At 70.0% G+C, this 21,983-nt stretch carries 20 protein-coding genes; 16 read left to right on the top strand and 4 right to left on the bottom strand.

Annotated elements, in window-relative coordinates; translation table 11 throughout:
- Positions 1 to 40 precede the first annotated feature (40 nt).
- A complete protein-coding gene (gene coaBC / locus ASF41_RS10105) occupies positions 41 to 1,312 on the top strand; it encodes a bifunctional phosphopantothenoylcysteine decarboxylase/phosphopantothenate--cysteine ligase CoaBC (RefSeq protein ID WP_056492878.1) in 1,272 nt (423 codons plus the stop codon).
- A 269-nt stretch (positions 1,313 to 1,581) separates the two neighbouring features.
- Complete coding sequence (locus ASF41_RS10110) at positions 1,582 to 1,869, top strand: hypothetical protein (protein WP_244472648.1); 288 nt, start codon at positions 1,582 to 1,584, stop codon at positions 1,867 to 1,869.
- Between the two features lie 44 nt (positions 1,870 to 1,913).
- Here ASF41_RS10110 and ASF41_RS10115 read toward each other — a convergent pair whose 3' ends face one another.
- Both ASF41_RS10115 and speB read right to left on the bottom strand, forming a co-directional pair.
- The gene (locus tag ASF41_RS10115; protein WP_056492880.1) at positions 1,914 to 2,549 is read right to left on the bottom strand and encodes a glutathione S-transferase family protein; all 636 of its coding nucleotides are present in this window, start codon (positions 2,547 to 2,549) and stop codon (positions 1,914 to 1,916) included.
- A 269-nt stretch (positions 2,550 to 2,818) separates the two neighbouring features.
- A complete protein-coding gene (gene speB / locus ASF41_RS10120) occupies positions 2,819 to 3,811 on the bottom strand; it encodes an agmatinase (protein ID WP_056492883.1) in 993 nt (330 codons plus the stop codon).
- A gap of 238 nt (positions 3,812 to 4,049) precedes the next feature.
- Between speB and rpsT the strand changes: the two genes are divergently transcribed.
- The 14 genes from rpsT to ASF41_RS10190 all read left to right on the top strand — a co-directional run bounded on the left by rpsT (position 4,050) and on the right by ASF41_RS10190 (position 18,846).
- Positions 4,050 to 4,316 (top strand): 30S ribosomal protein S20, encoded by a 267-nt coding sequence (gene rpsT / locus ASF41_RS10125; RefSeq protein WP_055951936.1) that lies wholly within the window; start codon positions 4,050 to 4,052, stop codon positions 4,314 to 4,316.
- Positions 4,317 to 4,855: 539 nt separating this feature from the next.
- Positions 4,856 to 6,370: a chromosomal replication initiator protein DnaA gene (gene dnaA, locus ASF41_RS10130; RefSeq protein ID WP_056223003.1), complete on the top strand. Its 1,515-nt coding sequence runs from the start codon at positions 4,856 to 4,858 to the stop codon at positions 6,368 to 6,370.
- Positions 6,371 to 6,557: 187 nt separating this feature from the next.
- Positions 6,558 to 7,679, top strand: a complete 1,122-nt coding sequence (gene dnaN, locus ASF41_RS10135; protein ID WP_056492886.1) for a DNA polymerase III subunit beta — start codon at positions 6,558 to 6,560, stop codon at positions 7,677 to 7,679.
- A gap of 60 nt (positions 7,680 to 7,739) precedes the next feature.
- The gene (gene recF / locus ASF41_RS10140; protein WP_056492889.1) at positions 7,740 to 8,867 is read left to right on the top strand and encodes a DNA replication/repair protein RecF; all 1,128 of its coding nucleotides are present in this window, start codon (positions 7,740 to 7,742) and stop codon (positions 8,865 to 8,867) included.
- Between the two features lie 14 nt (positions 8,868 to 8,881).
- Positions 8,882 to 9,493, top strand: a complete 612-nt coding sequence (locus ASF41_RS10145) for a LysE family translocator (RefSeq protein ID WP_056492892.1) — start codon at positions 8,882 to 8,884, stop codon at positions 9,491 to 9,493.
- Between the two features lie 268 nt (positions 9,494 to 9,761).
- Positions 9,762 to 11,612, top strand: coding sequence for a DNA helicase RecQ (gene recQ, locus ASF41_RS10150; protein WP_056492896.1), 1,851 nt, complete (start codon positions 9,762 to 9,764; stop codon positions 11,610 to 11,612).
- Positions 11,613 to 11,784: 172 nt separating this feature from the next.
- On the top strand, positions 11,785 to 12,948 hold the full coding sequence (locus tag ASF41_RS10155) for a hypothetical protein (RefSeq protein ID WP_056492899.1): 1,164 nt from the start codon (positions 11,785 to 11,787) through the stop codon (positions 12,946 to 12,948).
- 110 nt (positions 12,949 to 13,058) lie between these two features.
- Positions 13,059 to 15,284, top strand: coding sequence for a phosphoribosylformylglycinamidine synthase subunit PurL (gene purL / locus ASF41_RS10160; protein ID WP_056492902.1), 2,226 nt, complete (start codon positions 13,059 to 13,061; stop codon positions 15,282 to 15,284).
- Positions 15,285 to 15,319: 35 nt separating this feature from the next.
- Entirely contained in the window at positions 15,320 to 15,556 is a 237-nt protein-coding gene (locus ASF41_RS10165) for a BolA/IbaG family iron-sulfur metabolism protein (RefSeq protein ID WP_056222722.1), read from the top strand.
- A gap of 22 nt (positions 15,557 to 15,578) precedes the next feature.
- Entirely contained in the window at positions 15,579 to 16,088 is a 510-nt protein-coding gene (locus tag ASF41_RS10170; RefSeq protein ID WP_056492905.1) for a DUF29 domain-containing protein, read from the top strand.
- A gap of 44 nt (positions 16,089 to 16,132) precedes the next feature.
- On the top strand, positions 16,133 to 16,474 hold the full coding sequence (grxD, locus tag ASF41_RS10175; protein WP_056222726.1) for a Grx4 family monothiol glutaredoxin: 342 nt from the start codon (positions 16,133 to 16,135) through the stop codon (positions 16,472 to 16,474).
- 134 nt (positions 16,475 to 16,608) lie between these two features.
- Entirely contained in the window at positions 16,609 to 17,508 is a 900-nt protein-coding gene (locus ASF41_RS10180; protein WP_056492908.1) for an NAD(P)/FAD-dependent oxidoreductase, read from the top strand.
- A 66-nt stretch (positions 17,509 to 17,574) separates the two neighbouring features.
- Positions 17,575 to 18,462, top strand: coding sequence for an SMP-30/gluconolactonase/LRE family protein (locus tag ASF41_RS10185; RefSeq protein WP_056351151.1), 888 nt, complete (start codon positions 17,575 to 17,577; stop codon positions 18,460 to 18,462).
- Positions 18,463 to 18,630: 168 nt separating this feature from the next.
- Positions 18,631 to 18,846 carry a hypothetical protein gene (locus ASF41_RS10190; RefSeq protein ID WP_056351245.1) on the top strand — a complete coding sequence of 72 codons (216 nt, stop codon included), beginning with the start codon at positions 18,631 to 18,633 and terminating at the stop codon, positions 18,844 to 18,846.
- A gap of 36 nt (positions 18,847 to 18,882) precedes the next feature.
- On the opposite strand, the gene ASF41_RS10195 is transcribed toward ASF41_RS10190, so the two are convergent.
- Positions 18,883 to 19,704: a hypothetical protein gene (locus ASF41_RS10195; protein ID WP_056492911.1), complete on the bottom strand. Its 822-nt coding sequence runs from the start codon at positions 19,702 to 19,704 to the stop codon at positions 18,883 to 18,885.
- 86 nt (positions 19,705 to 19,790) lie between these two features.
- Positions 19,791 to 21,860: a M3 family metallopeptidase gene (locus ASF41_RS10200; protein ID WP_056493048.1), complete on the bottom strand. Its 2,070-nt coding sequence runs from the start codon at positions 21,858 to 21,860 to the stop codon at positions 19,791 to 19,793.
- Positions 21,861 to 21,983 lie beyond the last annotated feature (123 nt).

Consider the following 21,983-nt stretch of genomic DNA (forward strand, 5'->3'; position numbering starts at 1 on the left):
TGCAACGCTCCGTCAGGCTCGCCTCCCGAGGGGTTCGACCATGACCCGCCCGCTCCAGAACCGCCGCATCCTCCTCGTCATCGGGGGCGGCATCGCCGCCTACAAGGCGCTGGACCTGATCCGGCGCCTGCGCGAGCGCGGGGCACAGGTGCGCCCGCTCCTGACCAAGGGGGCCCAGGAATTCGTGACGCCCCTGGCGGCGGCGGCCCTCGCCGGTGAACGCGCCCATACGGACCTGTTCGACCGGGCCGAGGAAGCCGACATCGGTCACATCAAGCTTGCCCGGGACGCGGACGCCATCGTGGTCGCGCCGGCCACCGCCAGCCTGATGGCCCGCATGGCCACGGGCGATTCGTCCGACCTCGCCGCCACGGTGCTGTTGGCCACAACCCTGCCGATCCTGATCGCGCCCGCGATGAACGTGCGGATGTGGCAGCACCCGGCCACGCAGCGCAATCTCGCGACCCTGCGCGGCGACGGCGTCCGCGTCGTCGGTCCCAATGAAGGCGCCATGGCCGAAGCGGAGTTCGGGCCCGGCCGCCTCGCCGAGCCCGCCGAGATCGCCGACGCGGTGGAGACGATGCTGGCGGAGGCCCGTCCAGCCTCGGGCTTCGGCTTCCTGGCGGGACGCGGCGCGACCGTTGAGGCCGCGTCCGGCCCCTTGGCCGGCCGGCGCGTGCTCGTCACCTCCGGGCCGACCCACGAGCCGATCGACCCCGTGCGCTACCTCGCCAACCGCTCCTCCGGGCGCCAGGGCCATGCCATCGCGGCCGCCGCGGCGGCGGCCGGCGCGACGGTCATCCTGGTCTCCGGGCCGGTGGCGATTCCCCACCCGCCCGGTGTGCAGGTGGTCCCGGTCGAGACCGCCCGCGCGATGCTGGCGGCAGTGGAGGCCGCCCTCCCCGCCGACCTCGCCATCTTCGCCGCCGCCGTCGGCGACTGGCGACCGGCCGAGACGCGCGCGTCCAAGATCAAGAAGGACGGCTCCGCGCCGGCGCCCCTCGCCCTGGTCGAGAACCCCGACATCCTCGCCACCATCGCGGGACGCTCGGCCGGGCGCCCCCGCCTCGTCGTCGGCTTTGCGGCGGAGACCGACCGGGTTCTCGAGAACGCCCGCGCCAAGATCGCCCGCAAGGGTTGCGACCTCATCGTCGCCAACGACGTGTCGCCGGCCGGCGGGGTGATGGGCGGCACCGCCAACACCGTCCATCTGGTCGGGCGCGACGGCACCGTCGAGACCTGGCCGACCCTCGACAAGGACGAGGTCGGCCGCCGCCTGATCCAGCGTTTCGCCCACCTCCTCGACGTCTGATCCACAGGCTCGGGACAAGCGCGCGGAGCCGATCGCGGGCTGGCGCGTTAAGGCTTGACTAACACCTCTCGCCGCATCATTTCGGCGTCGTTCGCACGTGCAGCAGATCCGCTCGCCCGCGCAACTCCACAGGAACTCCCGACCCCAATGCCCAGCGACAGTAGTCGATGGACCGCGCCGCCGATGGCCCTCCGCGAGACCCGCGCCTGATCGCTTGATCCGGCTCGCCCGCGACCGGCCCCGATGGCCCGGTCGAACGAGGTGAGCCCATGACCTTATCGAATGCCTTTCCACGCCTGCGCGTCGCCGTGGCGCCCGTGCGGACCCTCAGCTTCCGCCGCGCGGATGGCTCCAAGCTCGTGCGCGTCAAGGCGCGCCGGCCCAGGACACGCCGTTCCACGCCGGGCGACGCCAGCGTCGCGCTGATCATGGCCGTGATGATGACACTGGTGTTCGGCCCGGTGATCGGCGTTCACCTGATCGCCGCCTTCGCGGCGGACGTTCCCCCGCAGGAGATGGTGGCCCGGGGCAGCGGAGCGGCACTGCCGCCGGGCTGAGCGTCCGGCCGTATCCCTTCTCTTGCAGGGGGGCGGCCCCTCGCTCAGGCCCGCGCCGCCTCCAGCTCCGCCGAGAGAGCGGCCTCGGCCGCCATGATCTTGCGGACCGCGGGACGGGCATTGATGCGGGCGAGGTAGGCCATGATTGGGGGCTCTTCCGGCACCAGCTTGAAGCTCGTGGTCCAGCTGAGAGCGGCGCCCCAGAGCACATCGGCGGCGGAGTGCCGGTTGCCGAGGAGGTAGGGGCCCGGCGTCAGGGCCTCCACCATCGTCCCCAGCACCGCGTCGAAGTCGCCGTAGGGCGACATCGCCCTCGGACCGGGCTCGCGCTGAAGTGCCCGGTCGACCACCGCCGGCTCGAAGGTCGAGCCATAGAAGACCATCCAGCGCAGGTACGGCCCGCGCAGCGGGTCGCCGATGGGCGGAGCGAGGCCCCGCTCGGGAAACAGGTCGGCCAGGTAGAGGTAGATCGCCGCCTGCTCGGTGATCAGCGCCTCGCCGTGGCGCAGGGCCGGCACCTTCCCCAGGGGATTGATCCGCAGGTACTCGGGCTCCCGCCCCCGTCCCGACGGCAGGTCCAGAACGTCCAGCGTGTGCGGCGCGGCGAGTTCCTCGAGCAGGATGCGTACGCCGGAGGATCGCGTCTGGGGGGCGTGGTATAGTATGAGATCGGGTTCCAAGCGGCAGACCTTCCGGGTGAATCGGTCGGCGCAGGCTCTGCGCCGGGACCGCTCAGGTCAACCGTTCGAACCAGTGTCCGATGCGGCGCCGGGCCCGGGAGGGTGCGGGTCTGCGCTCGCCTGAGGTCGCGCACGCCCGCTGTCAGACTAATATCCAGGCTTGCCCGCGTCCCATTCTCGTCGGTGAGCACCGATTCGGTTCGTTCCGGCGATTCAGCGCGAGAAGGTTCTCGACCGGTCCGCCGGACATCCGTGTGTCGGCTGCTCGCTCAACCCGATCTGCGTGCCTCGACCGCCTCGGCGAGGAGACAGAGGATCTCGAAGGCAAGAGTCGCCCCCGCGAGCGCCGTCACACCGGAGGGATCAAGGGGCGGTGCGACCTCGACCACATCGGCACCCACGAGATCCAGGCCGCGCAACCCGCGCACGATCTGCAGTGCCTCGCGGGCCGTGAACCCGCCCATCTCCGGCGTACCGGTGCCGGGGGCATAGGCGGGATCGAGGGCGTCGATGTCGAAGCTCAGGTAGGCTGGCAAGGGGCCGATCACGGCGCGGGCCTCGGCCAGGACCGCTGGCAGGCCGCGATCGATCACCGCCTCCATCGACAGGATGCGTACGCCCTGGGCCAGGGCCCAGTCGAGCTCGTCCGCCGAATCAGTACTGCCGCGCAGGCCGATCTGCACCATCCGGCGGGGATCGAGGACGCCGTCCTCGATGGCGCGGCGGAACGGGGTGCCGTGGGTCAGGCGCGTGCCGTCGTACTGCGCGTCATCGGTGTCGCCGTGGGCATCGATGTGGATCAGGCCGACGGGACGCGCTCCTCCGAGGGCCCGGAGCACCGGGTAGGTGACGAAGTGGTCGCCCCCGACCGAGAGCGGAACGATCCGGGCATGCGCCAGGGGCCGGTAGAAGGCCTCGATGGCCCGGGCCGTGGCGGCCACGTCGACGGGATTGACGGGAACGTCGCCGAGATCGGCGCAGGCCGCGAGGTCGTAGGGTGCCACGCCGGTGGCGGCGTTCCGGGCGCGGGTGCCGGTGGAGGCCTCGCGCACGCCGCGCGGACCGAGCCGCGCGCCGGGCCGGTTGGTGGTCGCGCCGTCGAAGGGAATGCCGATGAGGCCGATCTCGATTCGCCCCGGAGCTTCGGACGGGTCGATCACGGGCAGGCGCATGAAACTGGCGAGCCCCGAGAATCGCGGGGTCGCCATGCCCGATTGGGGTCGATGCCGCGCGATCCGCGCCCGATCCGCCTCGCTCCGCATCCGCTCTCCTCTCGCGCTCGGGTGGCGCGTCGACAGCCCCCCTGGGCGCCGAACCGACGACGGCACGATGACGTTCCGTTGACGGATCGGCAACGCGTGGCTATAGAGCCCACATCGCCGACGGACGCGCACTCCGCGATCGTCGGCTTCGCCATTGCCCGAACAACCTGCACGCGATCCACCGACACTCAAGCCCGCGGGCCCGTCGCGATCGCCTCAAACGTGACGAGGATGCCCCATGGCCAACACCGTGTCGGCCAAGAAAATGACCCGCAAGATTGCGAAGCGCACCGCGGTCAACCGCTCGCGTCGCAGCCGTATGCGCACCTTCGTCCGCAAGGTCGAGGAGGCCATCGCCGCCGGTGATCAGTCCAACGCGCTGACCGCCCTCCGCGCCGCCGAGCCCGAGATCATGCGGGCCGCCCAGCACGGCATCGTGCACAAGAACAACGCCTCCCGGAAGGTCTCGCGCCTCGCCGCGCGGGTGAAGGCGCTCGCCGCCTAAGCCATCCTTCCAGCAGAGACGCGAAAAGCCCGGCAGCGATGCCGGGCTTTTTTCGTTTCGGCTTCTGCGGCCCTTGTGCGGAGCACGCGCCCGCCGCGACCGAGACCATGCGAGCCAACGCCCCTTACACGCCCGAATCAGGACAGATCCGGTGACACGGCGTTAACGCTAACTGGAATCTGTCTTGTTGCGACCTGTCGAGGGCGAGTGTAGCTTAACGATGTGTCACGATGAACCAACAAATACCCGGTTACGGCGAGTCCAGGGCGAATCGTACACAAGGTGGGAGCCTCGCCTGGACTCGGCACCCGAACCCCGCGTCGGAATTGCTGCAATTTTAGCTATCCCCGTAAGTCCCGTTGTTAGGAGAACCGTAGCTTATTGTTGATAGGCTTGCTTCATCGACAAAAGCCTTCCCGGAGGCAGTTGACTCTGGTCCGGCAATATGGGTCTCGCGAATGCCTCGCGGGGCGCAACGTCAGTCAAGTGTGCGTACGTACCGGTGGCGGCCCTCCGCTCTCGGGACGAGGAGAGCGATGATGCATGTCGACGGTAGCGTGTCCGGCAATGCCGAGATGGGCATGAGCGGCGTGAGCGGTCCCGATACGGTGGCTGCCTGGGCCCGGGTGAAGCGGCGCCTGCGGGCGGAATTGGGCGAGGATGTGTTCGCGAGCTGGTTCGCCCGCCTCGAACTGGTGGAGGTCCTGGACGGAACCGCCCGCCTCACGGTGCCCACCCGGTTCCTCAAGAGCTGGATCGAATCCCACTACCTCGACCGGGTGCTGAACACCTTCCGCAGCGAGGTCGAGACCGTGTCGCGCCTCGACGTCTCGGTACGGGGTCCCTCCGCCGCGGCCCGCCCCGTTCCCAGCGTCCCGAAGACGGCGAGCAGCGCCGCGAGCCCCCTCGCCCGCCTCCAGGCCGCCGGCTCGGCGATGCCGTCGCACGGGGACGGCCTGAACGTCTCCGAGGGCGAGTCGGCCCAGGCCCCGCGCGGCGAGGCCGGCGGCGACCTCAACGGCGCCCCCCTCGACAACCGCCTGACCTTCGCGAGCTTCGTCGTCGGCCGTTCGAACGCCCTGGCCCACGCCGCCGCCGAGCGCGTCGCCCGCCACGACGGCCAGGGTGCCCTCTACAACCCGCTCTACTTCCATGCCGGCGTCGGCCTGGGCAAGACCCACCTCCTCCACGGCATCGGCCATGCCGCCCGGGAATCCGGCCGCCGGGTGATCTACCTCACCGCCGACCGCTTCATGTACGGCTTCGTCAACGCGCTGAAGACCCAGAACGCGCTGGCCTTCAAGGAGCGCCTGCGCGCCATCGACCTCCTCATCCTCGACGACGTCCAGTTCATCCAGGGCAAGTCGATCCAGGCCGAGTTCGGCCACACCATCAACGCGTTGATCGATGCCGGCCGCCAGGTGGTCGTCGCCTCGGACCGTCCGCCCACCGAGCTCGAAGCCCTGGAGGAGCGCGTGCGCTCGCGCCTGGCCGGTGGCCTCGTGGTGGAGATCGGCAGCCTCGACGAGCAGCTGCGCGCCTCGATCCTCTCGGCGCGCCTGGCCGCGGTGCAGGTCTCGCATCCGAACTTCGAGGTGTCCCCGACGGTGGCCACCTACGTCGCCCGGGCGATCACGGCCAATGGTCGCGATCTCGAAGGCGCCGTGAACCGTCTCCTGGCCCACGCCACCCTCACGGGCACGGCCGTGACCATGGAGACCGCCGAGACGGCGATCCGCGATCTCGTGAAGAACCGCGAGCCCAAGCGCATCAAGATCGAGGACATCCAGAAGCTGGTGGCCTCGCGCTACAACGTCTCGCGCTCCGACATCCTGTCCGAGCGGCGCACCGCCGCCGTGGTCAAGCCGCGCCAGATCGCGATGTACCTGTCGAAGGTGCTCACCCTGCGCTCGCTGCCCGAGATCGGCCGCCGCTTCGGCGGGCGCGACCACACCACCGTGCTGCACGCCGTGCGCAAGATCGACAAGCTGATCGGCGAGGACAACGTCCTAAACGACGAGGTCGAGCTTCTGAAGCGCATGCTGCAGGATTGAGCGCGCCGGGGTGTCGCGCCGTCGTGCGACGCCCCGAAACATCCGCGGATAGCCGGCCTCTCGCACTTGCGTTCGCCCGGAGGCTTCGCCAAGTTCGACGGCCACGGTGCCAGGGCGCACGTGGAACCGGAGCGCTTCGATCGCGCCCGTTCCGGCGACGTCCGACGAGAGACCACGAGTTCAGACCATGAGAGTCACTGTCGAGCGTGCGGCCCTTCTTCGGTCGCTCGGCCACGTGCACCGCGTGGTGGAGCGCCGCAATACCATCCCGATCCTGTCCAACGTCCTCCTCCGCTGCGATGCGGGCAGCCTGGAGCTGCGGGCGACCGACCTCGACATCGAGGTGACGGAGACCATTCCGGCCGACGTGGTGGATGCCGGCGCCACCACGGTGCCCGCCCACGTCATCTACGACATCGTGCGCAAGCTGCCGGACGGCGCCCAGGTCTCACTCGAGACCAGCGGCGAGACCGGGCAGATGACCATCCGTTCGGGGCGTTCGCGCTTCTCGCTCGGCGCCCTGCCCGAGGGGGATTTCCCCGATCTCGCGGCCGGCGAGCTGCCGACCCGCTTCGTGATCGCGGCCTCCGATCTGAAGCGCCTGATCGAGAAGACGCAGTTCGCGATTTCGACGGAAGAGACGCGCTACTATCTCAACGGCATCTATCTCCACACCATCGAGGTCGAAGGGACCCTGCGCATGCGCGGCGTCGCCACCGACGGGCACCGCCTCGCCCGCGTCGAGATCGAGGCGCCCGAGGGCAGCCGCGACATGCCGGGGATCATCGTGCCCCGCAAGGCGGTGGCCGAGATCATCAAGCTGGTGGAGGATGGCGGCGAGAGCGTCGAGATCGACCTGTCGCCGGCCAAGATCCGCTTCAAGTTCGCCAGCGGTGTGGTGCTGATCTCGAAGCTGATCGACGGGACCTTCCCGGATTACCAGCGCGTGATCCCGTCAGGCAACGACAAGTTCCTCACTGTCGAGCGCGACGTCTTCGCCAAGGCCGTCGATCGCGTCTCGACGATCTCTTCGGAGCGCGGCCGGGCGGTGAAGCTCGCCGTGCAGGAGGGCCGCCTCGCCCTCTCGGTGAACAACCCCGATTCCGGCAGCGCCACCGAGGAACTCGACGTCGATTACGACGCCCCCGCCCTCGATATCGGCTTCAACGCCCGCTACCTCCTCGACATCACGAGTCAGCTCGAGGGCGACACCGCCCTCTTCAAGCTGGCCGATCCGGGCTCCCCGACCCTGATCCAGGACCGCGAGGGCGCCGCCGCCCTCTACGTGCTGATGCCGATGCGGGTGTGATCGCCGCTCGTGGCGTCGCGGTGCGAGACAGGCCGCGGGTGATCGGCTAAGGGCAGGCGGGTGCGTCTCACCCGTCTGATCTGCCGCGACTTCCGGAACCACGCCGACCTCGACCTCGCGGTCGACCGTCGCTTCGTCGCCCTGGTGGGCGAGAACGGGGCCGGCAAGACCAACCTTTTGGAAGCAATCTCGCTGTTCTCGCCGGGACGCGGCCTGCGCCGCGCCGACCTTTCGGCGATGCCGCGGACCGGCGGGCCGGGCGGCTTCGCCGTGTCCATGACCCTGGCGGGGGATGAGACCGAGCATCGGATCGGCACCGGCTACGAACCGCCCGGCCTCGACGGCCGCGCCGCCCGCCTGTGCCGGATCGACGGGGCCACCGCGCCCTCGCCCGTGGCCTTCTCGGAGTTCCTCCGGGTGGTCTGGCTGACCCCGGATCTCGACGGTCTGTTTCGCGGCCCGGCCGGTGACCGGCGCCGCTTTCTCGACCGCCTCGTCCTCGCGGTGGACGCGAGCCACGGCGCCCGCGTCAACGCGATGGAGCGCGCCCTGCGCTCGCGCAATCGACTCCTCGACGAGCGGCCCAACGATGGCCAATGGCTCGACGCGATCGAGCGCGAGGTGGCCGAGCTCGGCGTCGCCGTGGCGCTGGCCCGGCGCGAGACTGCGGAGCGCCTGGATCGGCTCATCGCCGAGACCCGTGACGATGCCCAGCCCTTTCCCTGGGCCGGCCTGCGCCTGGAAGGCGACCTCGACGACCTCGTGGCGGTCTGGCCCGCGATCGAGGCCGAGGACCGCTTCCGCATGGCCCTGCGCCAGGGCCGCAGCCGCGACCGCGCCGCCGGCCGGACCCTGAGCGGACCGCAGACCAGTGACCTCGTGGTCCGCCACGGCCCGAAGGACGTGCCCGCCGCCACTGCCTCCACCGGCGAGCAGAAGGCACTCCTCATCGGCCTCGTCCTCGCCCATGCCCGCCTTGTCCAGGCCATGAGCGGCCTGGCGCCCGTGATCCTGCTCGACGAGGTCGCGGCCCATCTCGATCCGCGCCGGCGCGCCGGGCTCTTCGATGCCCTCGAAGCCCTGCAGGGGCAGGTCTGGATGACGGGGGCCGACCCGGCTCTGTTCGGCGAGCTGGACGGGCGGGCCGATATGGTCAAGGTCGCGGACGGGCGGATCGCCCGGGATTGATTCGTGGCGGGACCATGCCCCTTTCCAGCCTTCTCCTCTCCGCGCTGATCTACGCCGGCGCCGTAGCCTCGCCGGGGCCTGGAATCGCCGCACTCGTGGCCCGCGTGATGACCTCGGGCACCCGCGGCATTCTCGGATTCGTCCTCGGGATGATCGTCGGCGACCTCACGTGGTTCACCATCGCCGCCTGCGGTTTCGCGCTCCTGGCCCAGGCCTTCGCACCCGTCTTCGTGGCCCTGAAGGCAGGCGGCGTCCTCTACCTCGTCTACTTGGCCTGGAAGACCTGGAACGCTCCGGTGGACACAACCGCTCCGGCTGCTTCGCCGCGCCAGGACGCCGTGCGCGCTTTCCTAGGGGGCCTCACGATGACCCTCGGCAATCCGAAGGTGATCCTATTCTTCCTCGCCCTCCTCCCCAGCGTCGTCGACCTTCCGCACCTTTCGACGCTTGGCCTCATGACGATGGCGGCGGCCCTGGTTTCGGTGCTCGGGACGATGCTGGGACTCTACGTTCTTGCGGCCGACCGCGCCCGCCGGGCCTTCACCTCACGGCGCGCCCGCCGCCGGATCAACCAGGGCTCCGCGACCGTCATGGCCGGCGCGGCGGCCGCCATTGCCCTGCGCTGACATCCGGCGAGGGCCGATGCGATGTCGGTCTGCGAAAAGTCGTTGCCGATGAACTCCTGTGCGAGGGCCCGGCGCACCGCTTCGGTCTGGCTCGTCTTGGCCAGGTGGCCACCTTCTCGGCGAGGCGATTGACCTCCTCGCTTCGGATGGTCAGAGGCATTATGCCGATCCCCGGATCGACGCGTCACCCGTGTAGACGCGTCGAGCGTCTTGCCGACACATCGGCGCCGCAAGCGGCCCGCCCGCTCACCATCAGGCCAGGATGCCCATGACAAGCCGCCTCGACGAGGCTCGCGCCGCGTTGAAGACCACCTTCGGCTACGACGATTTCCGGCCCGGCCAGGACGAGGTGATCGGCGCCGTCCTCGACGGGACCGACGTGTTCGCCGTGATGCCCACGGGCTCCGGCAAGTCGATGACCTACCAGTTGCCGGCGCTCGTCGAATCGTCGCTGACCGTCGTGGTCTCGCCGCTGATCGCCCTGATGCACGACCAGGTGCAGCAGATGCTCGGCTTCGGCGTGGCGGCCGCGACGCTGAACTCGTCCGTCGCCGAGGCGACCTCCCGCGAGACCTGGCGGCAGATCCGCTCCGGCGACCTGCGCCTGCTCTTCGTCTCGCCCGAGCGGCTGATGATGGAGGGGCTCATGGACGCCCTGCGGGGCGCCGGCGTGCGCCGGCTCGCCGTGGACGAGGCGCACTGCGTCTCGCAATGGGGTCACGACTTCCGTCCGGAATACCGGGATCTTGCCCGGGCCCGCGAGGCGCTGGGCAACGTCCAGACCGTGGCGCTCACCGCCACTGCCGACAAGGCGACTCGGGCCGACATAACCGAGCGGCTGTTCCCGGCGGGCCGCGAACTCAAGGCCTTCGTCCATTCCTTCGACCGGCCGAACATCCGCCTGACCTTCACGCCGAAGGACAACCCCACCCGCCAGATCGAGCGCTTCCTGCGCCACCGGCGCGCCGAGAGTGGAATCATCTACTGCTCGTCCCGCAAGCGCACCGAGCAGCTGGCCGAGACCCTGGCCAAGGACGGCTTCAACGCCCTGCCCTACCATGCCGGCCTCGACCAGGGCACGCGCATGCGGAACCAGGACACCTTCCTGCAGGAGGACGGCGTGGTGATGACCGCCACGGTGGCCTTCGGCATGGGCATCAACAAGCCCGACGTGCGCTTCGTCTGCCATGCCGACATGCCCTCCAACGTCGAGGGCTACTACCAGGAGATCGGCCGCGCCGGCCGCGACGGCCTGCCCGCCGACACCCTGACCATCTACGGCCTGGACGACATGGCCCTGCGCCGCCGCCAGATCGACGAGAAGGACGTGCCGGACGAGCGCAGGCGCGTGGAGCGGCGCAAGCTGGAAGCCATGATCGCGCTCTGCGAAGGGGCCACCTGCCGGCGCCAGTCGCTGCTCGGCTATTTCGGCGAGGCGAGCGAACCCTGCGGGCGCTGCGACCTCTGCCGCAGCGGCGTCTCGCTCATCGACGCGACGGTGCCGGCCCAGAAGCTGCTCTCGGCCATCGTGCGAACCGGCCAGCGCTTCGGCGCCGCCTATGTCTGCGACGTGGTGCACGGGAAGGAATCCGACACGATCCGGCGTAACGGCCACGCGGCGTTGAAGACCTTCGGGGTCGGTGCCGACAAGCCCATCGCCGCCTGGCGCGCGATGCTGCGCCAGCTCTTCGCCGCCGGGGCCGTGACCGAGAACGGCGACGGGTTCGGCGGCCTCTCGCTCACCGACAAGGGCGAGGCGATCCTGTTCGGCCGCGAGGCCATCCAGATGCGGCCCGACCCAGAGCCGAAGGTGGCCGAGGCGCGCGACCGCAAGCGCGGGGCGGCCCGCGAGGACGCGAGCCTGGATCTCGATCCCGCCACCGAGGCCCTGTTCCAGCACCTGCGCGGCCTGCGCGCCACCATCGCCCGGGCCGAGGGCATCGCCGCCTTCATGGTCTTCCCCGACCGGACCCTGATCGAGATGGCGCGCACCAAGCCCGTCGACCTCTACGCCCTGCGCACGGTCCACGGCGTCGGCGAGCGCAAGCGCGAGGCCTACGGCGAGCGCTTCGTCGCGGCGGTGGCGGATTTCCTGTCCCACGCGCCAGCCGCCCGGTAGGACGTGCGGCCGGGGCGCCCCGACGGCGCCCGGATGCGCTTTCGCACTCGTCTATCCGGATCGCCATCGTGTAGGGACGGGCGCGGCCAGCGGCCGCCAGCTTCGAATCGGACGGGTCCCCATCATCACGCCTTCAGAACCGCCCGCACCGGCTGCCCGTCAGGTCTTCTACATGCCGGGCTTCGATCCCCGCGAACCCGAGACCTATTGGGGTCTGTTCCGGCGGGAAGCCCGGCTCACGGCCGTCCGGCGCGGACTGGCGATCACAGTGGGCGATCCGGAGCGGAGCGCGGACGGGCTGGCCGTCGACTGGCGCGTGGATCTCGACGGACACACGACGCACTACACCCTCCTGCGTTGGGACGACATCGTCGCGGCCCGGTTCCCCCGCACCAACGGACGCCGCCTGCTCGAGGTGCCGGCCCTGTGGTGGCGCCTGATCCGGTCGGGCTACGTCGCTCCCTTCCGGCGTGAGGCCCGGCGCTTCGCCCGGGTCATCGTCGGCGTCCACCTGATCTACCTGTTCCTCGTCGTCCTGAGCCTCGGCCTCGCGTCGGCTGCCGTCGCCCTGGTGCCTGGCCTGTCCGGGATCTGTGGGCTCCTGGCGGTGCCCGTGCTGGCCTACGGGCTCCTCGCGCTGCTCATGCGGGCGACCCGCGGCAAGCCGTTCTACGTGGCGCACCTCGTCGACGACACCGCCTTCACCCACGATCACGCCAGCGGCGCCGACACCCGGATGCGCGCCCGGCTCGACGCCTTCGCGTCGATCATCCGGGGCGCGGAGGGCCAGGCCTCCGAGATCGTGGTCATCGGCCATTCCTCGTCGAGCTTCCTCGGACTCGAGGCGCTCGACCGGGTGCTCGTCGCCGATCCCGAATTCGGCCGGCGCGGCACACCGGTCTCCTTCGTGAGCATCGGCAGCGTCATCCCGTGGATCACCCTCGACCCCCGCGCCACCGAGACCCGCGGCGCCCTCGCCCGGGTGGCGGCGAGCGACGCGATCCGCTGGCTCGACGTCCGGGCCAAGTGGGACTGGCTCTCGGTCCACCAGCGCAATCCGCTCAGCGCCTCGAAGCTTCCGGCGCCCTTGGCCCATCGCCCCGTCGAGATTCACGTCCGGATCGAGGATCTGATCGAGACGCGCATCATCGCCCGGCGCAAGTGGAACCTATTCCGGATGCACTTCCAGCTGCTCATGTCGAGCCGCGACCCGGAGGCCTTCGACTACGTCGCCTTCGTGGCCGGCCCCGAACCCGTCCATGCGCTGATCCGGCGCTGGCGCGACGTGAAGGAGCAGCCCAAGGGGCGTTTCATCGCCGAAAGCCCGGAGGATTAGGGCCGCGGATCGCGCTCGCGCCACGATCGCGTGTTGCCACGGCGCGGCGTTCCGCTTTAGAGCCGTCACGCACGGCCGGACCCGGACGGGGGCGGTGCCGAGAGGGTCGCATGTTCCGCAACGATGTTCCGATCACCCCCGAACTGGTCCGCCAGCACGGCCTGACGCCGGACGAGTACGCGCGCTTCCGCGGCCTGATCGGGCGCGACCCGACCCTGACCGAGCTCGGCATCGTCTCGGCGATGTGGAACGAGCACTGCTCCTACAAGTCGTCCCGCAAGCACCTGCGCGGCCTGCCGACCTCGGCGCCCTGGGTGATCCAGGGCCCGGGTGAGAACGCCGGCGTGATCGACATCGGCGATGGGCTCGCCTGCGTCTTCAAGATGGAAAGCCACAACCACCCGAGCTTCATCGAGCCCTACCAGGGCGCGACGACCGGCGTCGGCGGCATCCTGCGCGACGTGTTCACCATGGGCGCGCGCCCGATCGCCGCCCTGAACGCCCTCCGCTTCGGCTCGCCGGATCATCCGCGCACCCGCCACCTCGTCTCCGGCGTCGTCGCGGGCATCGGCGGCTACGGCAATTCCTTCGGCGTGCCGACGGTGGGCGGCGCCATGGGCTTCCACCCGCGCTACGACGGCAACATCCTCGTCAACGCCATGGCGGTGGGCCTCGCCCGCACCGACGGCATCTTCTACGCGGCCGCCACCGGCGTGGGCAATCCGATCGTCTATCTGGGTTCGAAGACCGGCCGCGACGGCATCCACGGCGCCACCATGGCGTCGGCGGAATTCGACGACGCCTCCGAGTCGAAGCGCCCCACCGTGCAGGTGGGCGACCCCTTCGCCGAGAAGCTGCTGCTGGAGGCCTGCCTCGAGCTGATGGCCTCGGGCGCCGTGATCGCGATCCAGGACATGGGCGCCGCCGGCCTGACCTGCTCGGCCGTCGAGATGGGCGCCAAGGGCGACCTCGGCGTCGAGCTCCACATCGAGAAGGTGCCCGCCCGCGAGGCCGGCATGACCGCCTACGAGATGATGCTCTCCGAGAGCCAGGAGCGCATGCTCATGGTGCTCAAGCCCGGCATGGAGGCCGAGGCGGAGGCGATCTTCGTGAAGTGGGGCCTCGATTTCGCGATCATCGGGCACACCACCGACACGCTCCGCTTCGTCGTGAAGCACGACGGCGTCGTCATGGCCGACCTGCCGATCAAGGAACTCGGCGACGAGGCACCCCTCTACGACCGGCCCCACATCGCCAACACGCACCAGCCGGTGCTCGCCGCCGCCGACGTACCCGAGACGGTGGGCAGCGCCGAGGCCCTGAAGCGCCTCGTCGGCTCGCCCGACCTCTCCTCGAAGCGCTGGGTCTACGAGCAATACGACCACTTCATCGGCGGCAATACCGTGCAGAAGCCGGGCGGCGACGCCGCCATCGTGCGGGTCGAGGACGGTCCGCGCGGCCTCGCCATGACCGCCGACGTCACCCCGCGCTATTGCGAGGCCGATCCCGTCGAGGGCGGCAAGCAGGCCGTGGCCGAGGCTTGGCGCAACATCACGGCGGTCGGCGGTCGGCCGCTGGCCATCACCGACAACCTTAACTTCGGCAACCCGGAGAAGCCCGAGGTGATGGGCCAGCTCGTCGGCTGCCTGAAGGGCATCGGCGAGGCCTGCAAGGCCCTCGACTTCCCCGTCGTCTCCGGCAACGTCTCGCTCTACAACGAGACCAACGGCGTCGGCATCCTGCCGACTCCCACCATCGGCGGCGTCGGCGTCCTCGACGACGTGACGCGCCACGCCACGATCGCCCTCAAGCGCGCCGGCGACGTCCTGGTGCTGATCGGCGAGACCGCCGGCTGGCTGGGCCAGTCGGTCTACCTCTCGGTCATCGCCGGCCGCGAGGAGGGAGCCCCGCCCCCGGTCGACCTCGCCGTGGAGCGCCGCAACGGCGATTTCGTGCGCGGCCTGATTACGTCGGGTCTCGTCGACACGGTCCACGACCTGTCCGACGGCGGCCTCGCCGTGGCGCTGGCCGAGATGGCGATGGCGGGCGGCATCGGCGCCGCCCTCCCCGAAGTGCCGCCGGGCGTGGCGACCCACGCCTACCTGTTCGGCGAGGACCAGGCCCGCTACCTCCTCGCCATCGACCCCGAGACGGCGCCGGATCTCCTCTACAGCGCCTCCGCGCAGGGCATCCCGGCGGCGGTGGTCGGCGTGACGGGCAACGACCATTTGACCCTGCCGCACGGCGAGACCATATCGGTGGCCACCTTGCGCGAGACCCACGAGGGCTGGCTGCCGGCCTACATGGCGAGCCAACCGGCGGGCGTCCCGGCCTGAAGCCCCCCCCTTTCCGACCGTCAGGAGCCAACCCGATGCCGATGGATGCGCGCGAGATCGAGGCGATGATCCGTGAGGCGCTGCCCGACGCCCGGATCGAGATCAAGGATCTGGCCGGCGACGGAGACCACTACGCCGCCACGGTCCTGTCCACGGCCTTCAAGGGCAAGACCCGCGTCGCGCAGCACCAGATGGTCTACGGCGCGTTGCAGGGCCGGATGGGGGGCGTGCTGCACGCCCTTGCGCTCACCACGGGCGTCCCGCAGGATTGAGGTCTCCCCGGAGGCGGACCGTATGGACCAGCCGAGCCTCTACGACGACGACATCGTGACCTGGGCCGAGCAGCAGGCCTCGACCCTGCGCGCTCTCGCGCGTCGGCCGGACCTGTTGAACATCCTGGATTGGGAGAACGTCGCCGAGGAGATCGAGAGCGTGGGTCGATCTCAGGTCCAGGCCGTGGAGAGCCTGCTGGCACAGACTTTGGCGCATCTGCTGAAGCGGTTGTCCGCGCCGGACGCAGCAGCTCTCGACCTTTGGTACCAGGAAGCCGGGACGTTCCAGATCACGGCGATGAATCGATACGAGCGCTTTCTGCGGCAACGCCTGGACTGGGATAAGATCTGGTCGTCTGCGCAGTCCCTGGCGAAGTTGAGCCTGAGGCGCTACGGCGATACCTTGATTCCGAACCTACCGGCGCAATGCCCTCTCGGTCCGGACGAACTTCTCGTGCTTCCGTGTGATTGGGATGCGGCACTGCGTCGGATCGCAGGATCGACGGCCTTGAAATCCGCGCTGGAATCCTGAACTCAAGCGCGAGCTTCCACGACCCGAGACGAACGAGGACTCCCATGAGCGACGTCAACACCGCGATCGAGAACGAGATCAAGTCCCAGGACGTGGTCGTCTTCATGAAGGGCACGCCACAGTTTCCGATGTGCGGTTTCTCGGGCCAGGTCGTGCAGATCCTCAATTACCTGGAAGTGCCGTTTAAGGGCGTCAATGTCCTCGACGATGCGGCGGTCCGGGACGGGATCAAGGCCTTCTCCAACTGGCCGACCATTCCGCAGATTTACGTGAAGGGCGAGTTCGTCGGAGGCTGCGACATCACCCGCGAGATGTTCCAATCGGGCGAGCTGCAGCAGTTCCTGTCCGAGAAGGGCATCCCCGTGAAGGCTCCGACCGCCGCCTGAGGCGCCCGTCGGCCCTGGGGAACGGAACGAGGGCGCGCGAGCGCCCTTTTTCCTGTTCCGCGGGGGCCTTCGCCGAACCTCCCCCCGTGTCCGACCGTTGATCCTCGAACAGGTCAGGCCGGGGAGCGGGCGATATGCGCGACGTCATCATCGTCGGCGGCGGTCCGGCGGGCCTCAACGCGGCGCTCATCCTCGGACGCTGCCGCCGCGACGTGCTCCTCTGCGATGCCGGCCAGCCCCGCAACGCGGTCACGCCGCGGAGCTGGGGGGTCTTCACCCGAGACGGCACGCCGCCCTTGGAGCTACGGGCCCGGGCCGAGGCCGATCTTGACCGCTATCCCACGGTGGAGCGCCGCGCGGTCGAGGTCACCCAGGCCCGGGGCTGCGACGAAGGCTTCTGCGTCACCCTGGCCGACGGCAGTCACGAGACGACGCGCAAGCTGGTGTTAGCGACGGGCCTGCATCAGGCCCTGCCCTCGGTGGAGGGCTTCGACCTCTACTGGGGCCATGGGGTCCATTCCTGCCCCTATTGCGACGGCTACGAGAATCGAGACCGGCCCCTCGTCGTCTATGCCCATGGCGAAGCGGCCAAGGGCATGGCCCTCGAGTTGACCGTCTGGAGCGACGACGTCACCCTCTGCACCGATGCGCAGCCGACCGTTCTCTCCAACCACGATCGCGCGCGTCTCGCCCACCACGGCGTCCGCATCGTCGAGACGCCGATCCGGCGCCTTGACGGCGACGGCCGCCAACCGCAGCGCCTCACCTTCGCGGACGGCACCAGTCTGCCCTGCCACGCGGTGTTCCTGATGACGATGCCGTGCGAGCCGTCCGACCTCATCACGCAGCTCGGCTGCGACCTGACCCGAAAGGGCGTGGTGCCGACGGGCGAGTACGAGACCACCAACGTGCCCGGCCTGTTCGTCGCCGGGGACGCCTCCCGCCGGGTGCAATTCGCCGTGGTCGCCGCCGCAGAGGGGGCCATGGCGGCCTTCGCGGTCAACACCGAGCTCCTGCGCGAAGACGTCGCCTGACCGACGTCGCCGGAGCGGAGTGCCGCTCCCCCGTTCAAGCCCCTGCCGAGCCCGGAGCCCGACCCGATGACCCTGCGCGTCCATCCGCACACGCCCCGCGTCGCCGTTCCCTGCCGCTGCGCACTCGGCGAGGAAGCGACCTGGGACGCCCGCTCGGGCACGCTCAGCTGGGTCGACGTCGAGACACCGACGATCTGGCGCTACGACCCCGCGAGCGGGGCGACCCAGCGCTATCCGCAGGACGAGAAGCTCGGATTCGCGCTTCTCACGGAAGATCCCGGCACGGTGCTCGCCGGCTTCGAATCCGGTGTCGTGCGGCTTCACTTGGAGAGCGGCCGTCGGGATCCGCTGGTGGCGCCCGACGATCATCGCTCGGGCAACCGGCTCAACAGCGGCCATGTCGGACCGGACGGCGCCCTCTACTTCAGCACCATGGACGACGCCGAGGCGGAGCCCACCGGCACCTTCCACCGCTGGCACGGTGGGCGCCTCGATGCCTTCGGAGGGCGGGTCGCCGTGTCGAACGGACCGGTGATGACGGCCGACGGCAGCCGGATCTACACCGCGGATACCGCCGAAGGGGTGATCCGGGTCCATCCCATCGCGGAGGACCGCATCGGACCGCCCCAGCCCTTCGCGGCCTTCGAAGCCGATTGGGGCAAGCCGGACGGCCTGACGGTCGATGCCGCCGGGTATCTCTGGGTCTGCCATTACGGTGGATCGCGCATCACCCGCTTCGATCCGGAGGGGCAGATCGAGCGCGTGCTGCCGGTGCCCACCGCGCTCGTCACCAAATGCGCCTTCGGCGGCCCGGATCTGACGACCCTGTTCATCACCACCGCCCTGCGCGGGCGCGACCCGGCCGACGACCCGCTGGCCGGCCACCTCCTCACCGTCGAGACCGACATCCGGGGCCTTCCCGCGGCGATCTACCAGGATGCGCGAACACTGTAATCAGGTGCGCTGCCGCACCGCGTTAACCTTCGGTCCGGCGCAGAGGTGAATTAACGGTAAATAATTGTGGGCTTTCGGAACTTATTGCCGCTGTCCCCATTATCTGCCAATGACGGGTCCTGAGGCTCCCTCCGGGGGCCCTTCAGGACCTCGGGTCCGGTGACCGCCATGCCAGTGTTCGAAGCCAAGAACCTCGATTCCGACTTCGAAGGCTTTGCCTTCCTGACCGCCATCCTGCATCCGTCGGCGGAAGCGCAGACGCGGGCACTGACCCACGGGCGCAACCGCGCGGCGCGGGGGTCGATGATCGCGGATCCCCTGACGATCGAGCCCCGCTTCCCCGTGCGGAACGCCGAGACCGAGATCGAGGCCCAGGCGTCCTGACCGCGGTTCGTCAGGTCGGCCGAACTCGGCCCGGCCTCACCACGCCTGCGGCGTGATGATGCCCTGCTTGGTGACGACGACCCAGCTCTTGCCCCGCCGTTCGATGCCCTCGATGCGTCCGACACCCGGAACGGTGTCGCCCGGGCCGACCTCCACGAGGCGGCGTTTGCGATCCTCCAGGACCGCCACCCCATCGTAGACCTCCCGGACCGCCCAGCCCTCGGCGGGTGACGGTTTCGGCTTGTCCGGAAGCGCGCCCGTCTCGGTGGGCTCGGGGGCGGCAGGTTTGGCGGCCTGGGGCGCGACGACGGGCGGCGGAGCCGGGGCCGCCGTGCGCTTCTCGATCTGCAGGGTGAGGGCGGCGAGGCGGGCGCTCTGGTCCTTCTCCGCCTGCTCGAGGCGGTCACCGGTGGCGGCGAGCTTCGTGGCGAGGCCCTGCTCCGCGCGGCCGAGGCGCTCGGCGAGATTCGTGTGGCGCGCCTTGGCCTCCTGGCGGCCGGCCTCCGCAATGTCCTGAAGTTGTGCGAGGCCCTTGGCCAGGCGCTCGACCTGCCGCTCGGATTCGGTGCGGCCGATCTCCATCTGGTGGCGGATCTGCGCCAGGGTCTCGCTGCCGTCCGCCCCGCGCGGGGCTGCGAGGCTCATCGCGCCGGCCCCCATGAGGGCGCCGAGCCCGAGGCTTGCCGCGGCGATGGCGAGGAGACGCGGCTCGGGGCGGAGCTTCGCGGTCCAGGGGGCGCCGCCGGCGACGGACGGCGCAGCGGCCTTCTCGGCCGAGGCGCGGGCGCCGAGGATCGCTTGCTTGAGCAGGGTGTCGGGCGAGGGGTCGGCCGATGCCGCGAGGGCCTTATTCGTCATGACCAATGCTTCCTGATGGGGCAGGAAGCATTGGTTAAGGCTGTTTCTTTACGAAACCGTTACCCTGTCTCCCGCGTGGCGGGTCGTCAGGCCGCCAGCCCCCGCTGGCGCAGGAGCGGGTCGATGCTCGGCAACCGCCCCCGGAAGGCGGTGTAGGCCTCGCTCGGATCACGCAGGTTGCCGGCCCCGTACACGTACTTGCGCAGCCGCGCCGCGGTCTCCGGATGGAAGATGTCCCCGGCCTCGCGGAAGGCGTCGAAGGCGTCGGCATCAAGCACCTCGGACCAGAGGTAGCTGTAGTAGCCGGCCGCGTAGCCGTCGCCCGAGAAGATATGCGCGAAATGCGGCGTCCGGTGCCGCATCGCGATCTCGGCCGGCATGGCGATGCGCTTGAGGGCGTCCGCCTCAAAGGCCGCCACGTCGAGCCCGTCCTCGCCGGCGCTCGACAGGTGCAGCGTCATGTCGACGATCGCCGAGGCGGTGTACTCGATGGTGGCGAAGCCCTGGTTGAAGGTCCGGGCCGCGAGCAGGCGCTTCAGCAGGTCCTCGGGCATCGGCTCACCGGTGCGGTAGTGCCGGGCGTGCTTGCGCAGCACCTCCGGCTGTTCGAGCCAATGCTCGTAGAGCTGCGACGGCAACTCGACGAAGTCGCCCGCCACCGCGGTTCCGGCGAGCAGCGGGTAGGTCACGTCGGAGAGGAGGCCGTGCAGGGCATGGCCGAACTCGTGGAACAGCGTCCGGGCATCGTCGAAGGAGAGCAGCGTGGCCTCGCCGTCCGGCGCCTTGGCGAAGTTCATCACATTGACGATGATCGGCTTGATGTCGCCGTTGAGCCGCTCCTGCGACCGGAAGGCGCTCATCCAGGCGCCGCTGCGCTTCGTGGCGCGGGCGAAGTAGTCGCCGAGGAACAGACCGACCTCGGATCCGTCCCCGTTGCGCACGGCCCAGGCGCGCACGTCCGGGTGATAGCGCGGCACGTCGGGCAGTTCTTCGAAGCGCAGGCCGAAGAGACGCTCGGCCGTGTCGAAGGCTGCCGCGATGACGCCGTCGAGGGGCAGGTACGGCTTGATCTCGCCCTCGTCGAGGTCGTGCTCGGCCCGGCGCAGCTTCTCGGCGTAGTGACGCCAGTCGTGCTTGGCGAGATCGAAGTTGTGGCCTTCCGCCTGGACCAGCGCCTGCAGCCGGTCCCGCTCGGTGGCGGCCTGGTGGTGCGCCGGCGTCCAGACGTTGCGCAGGAGGTCCATCGCCCGGTCGGGCGAGCCCGCCATCGTGTCCGAGAGCTTGAAATGGGCGAAGCTGTCGTAGCCGAGCAGTCGGGCCCGCTCGGCCCGCAGCGCGACGATCTCGGCGATGAGGCCGCGGTTGTCGGTGGCGCCGCCGCTTTCACCGCGGCGGGTCCAGGCGTCGTAGGCCTTCTCACGCAGGTCCCGGCGCGTGGAGAAGACAAGGAACGGCTCGATCAGCGAGCGCGACAGGGTGATGACGTGGCCGTGCGCGCTGGCCCGCTCCCGGGCCGCCGCCGCCGCTGCCGCGCGCAGGAAGGGCGGCAGCCCGGCAAGATCGTCCTCGGTCTCAAGGGGCAGGGCGAAACTGCTCTCGTCGGCGAGCAGGTTCTGGCTGAAGCTGGTGCCGAGCTCGGCCATGCGGGCGGCGATCTCAGCCATCCGATCCTTGGCCTCGGGCGCCAGATCGGCACCCGAGCGGCGGAAGCGGGTCCGGTAGCGGTCGAGCACCCGACGCTCCTCCGGTCCGAGCTGCTCGGCCCCGGGATCCACCGCGGAGATGCGGGCCCAGAGGGCGGCATCGAGGTAGATCGCACTGCCGTGGCGGGCCAGGCGCGGGGTGATGGCCCGCTCGACCGCCTGCAGCTCGGGGTTGGTGTGGCTTCCACTCAGGTTGAAGAACACCGAGGCGACGCGGTCGAGGTCGTGCCCCGCTCGCTCCAGAGCCGCAACCGTGTTGGCGAAGGTCGCCGGGGCGGTGTCGGCCGCGATGGCGTCGATCTCGGCCCGGTGGCTGGCCAGCGCCGCCTCGAAGGCCGGGAGATAATGGGCGGGCACGATGTGCTCGAACGGCGGCAGACCGTGGGGCGTCGACCAGGCCGGGTCGGCGAAGGGGCCGATCCGCGCCGCGGCGGCGGTCGTCTCGTGAGCCATCTCCTGGGAAGCGTCGGGCGTGCCAGTGGTCATTCGCAGTCCTTCGTCCGGTTCATCGCGCGTCGCGCCGCAAGGTAAGCACCCAGGCGCGAAGCGCAAATGCGGGCCTACGCCCGCAAGCGA

The organism is Methylobacterium sp. Leaf111 (genome assembly GCF_001423285.1).
In the GTDB taxonomy this organism is placed as follows: Bacteria; Pseudomonadota; Alphaproteobacteria; order Rhizobiales; family Beijerinckiaceae; genus Methylobacterium.

Bases quoted from the DNA above. Each gene is read 5' to 3' on its own strand.
- coaBC (WP_056492878.1), top strand. From the start codon at position 41: ATGACCCGCCCGCTCCAGAACCGCCGCATCCTCCTCGTCATCGGGGGC.
- ASF41_RS10110 (WP_244472648.1), top strand. From the start codon at position 1,582: ATGACCTTATCGAATGCCTTTCCACGCCTGCGCGTCGCCGTGGCGCCC.
- speB (WP_056492883.1), bottom strand. From the start codon at position 3,811: ATGCGGAGCGAGGCGGATCGGGCGCGGATCGCGCGGCATCGACCCCAA.
- rpsT (WP_055951936.1), top strand. From the start codon at position 4,050: ATGGCCAACACCGTGTCGGCCAAGAAAATGACCCGCAAGATTGCGAAG.
- dnaA (WP_056223003.1), top strand. From the start codon at position 4,856: ATGCATGTCGACGGTAGCGTGTCCGGCAATGCCGAGATGGGCATGAGC.
- dnaN (WP_056492886.1), top strand. From the start codon at position 6,558: ATGAGAGTCACTGTCGAGCGTGCGGCCCTTCTTCGGTCGCTCGGCCAC.
- ASF41_RS10145 (WP_056492892.1), top strand. From the start codon at position 8,882: ATGCCCCTTTCCAGCCTTCTCCTCTCCGCGCTGATCTACGCCGGCGCC.
- recQ (WP_056492896.1), top strand. From the start codon at position 9,762: ATGACAAGCCGCCTCGACGAGGCTCGCGCCGCGTTGAAGACCACCTTC.
- ASF41_RS10155 (WP_056492899.1), top strand. From the start codon at position 11,785: ATGCCGGGCTTCGATCCCCGCGAACCCGAGACCTATTGGGGTCTGTTC.
- purL (WP_056492902.1), top strand. From the start codon at position 13,059: ATGTTCCGCAACGATGTTCCGATCACCCCCGAACTGGTCCGCCAGCAC.
- ASF41_RS10165 (WP_056222722.1), top strand. From the start codon at position 15,320: ATGCCGATGGATGCGCGCGAGATCGAGGCGATGATCCGTGAGGCGCTG.
- ASF41_RS10170 (WP_056492905.1), top strand. From the start codon at position 15,579: ATGGACCAGCCGAGCCTCTACGACGACGACATCGTGACCTGGGCCGAG.
- grxD (WP_056222726.1), top strand. From the start codon at position 16,133: ATGAGCGACGTCAACACCGCGATCGAGAACGAGATCAAGTCCCAGGAC.
- ASF41_RS10180 (WP_056492908.1), top strand. From the start codon at position 16,609: ATGCGCGACGTCATCATCGTCGGCGGCGGTCCGGCGGGCCTCAACGCG.
- ASF41_RS10185 (WP_056351151.1), top strand. From the start codon at position 17,575: ATGACCCTGCGCGTCCATCCGCACACGCCCCGCGTCGCCGTTCCCTGC.
- ASF41_RS10190 (WP_056351245.1), top strand. From the start codon at position 18,631: ATGCCAGTGTTCGAAGCCAAGAACCTCGATTCCGACTTCGAAGGCTTT.
- ASF41_RS10195 (WP_056492911.1), bottom strand. From the start codon at position 19,704: ATGACGAATAAGGCCCTCGCGGCATCGGCCGACCCCTCGCCCGACACC.
- ASF41_RS10200 (WP_056493048.1), bottom strand. From the start codon at position 21,860: ATGGCTCACGAGACGACCGCCGCCGCGGCGCGGATCGGCCCCTTCGCC.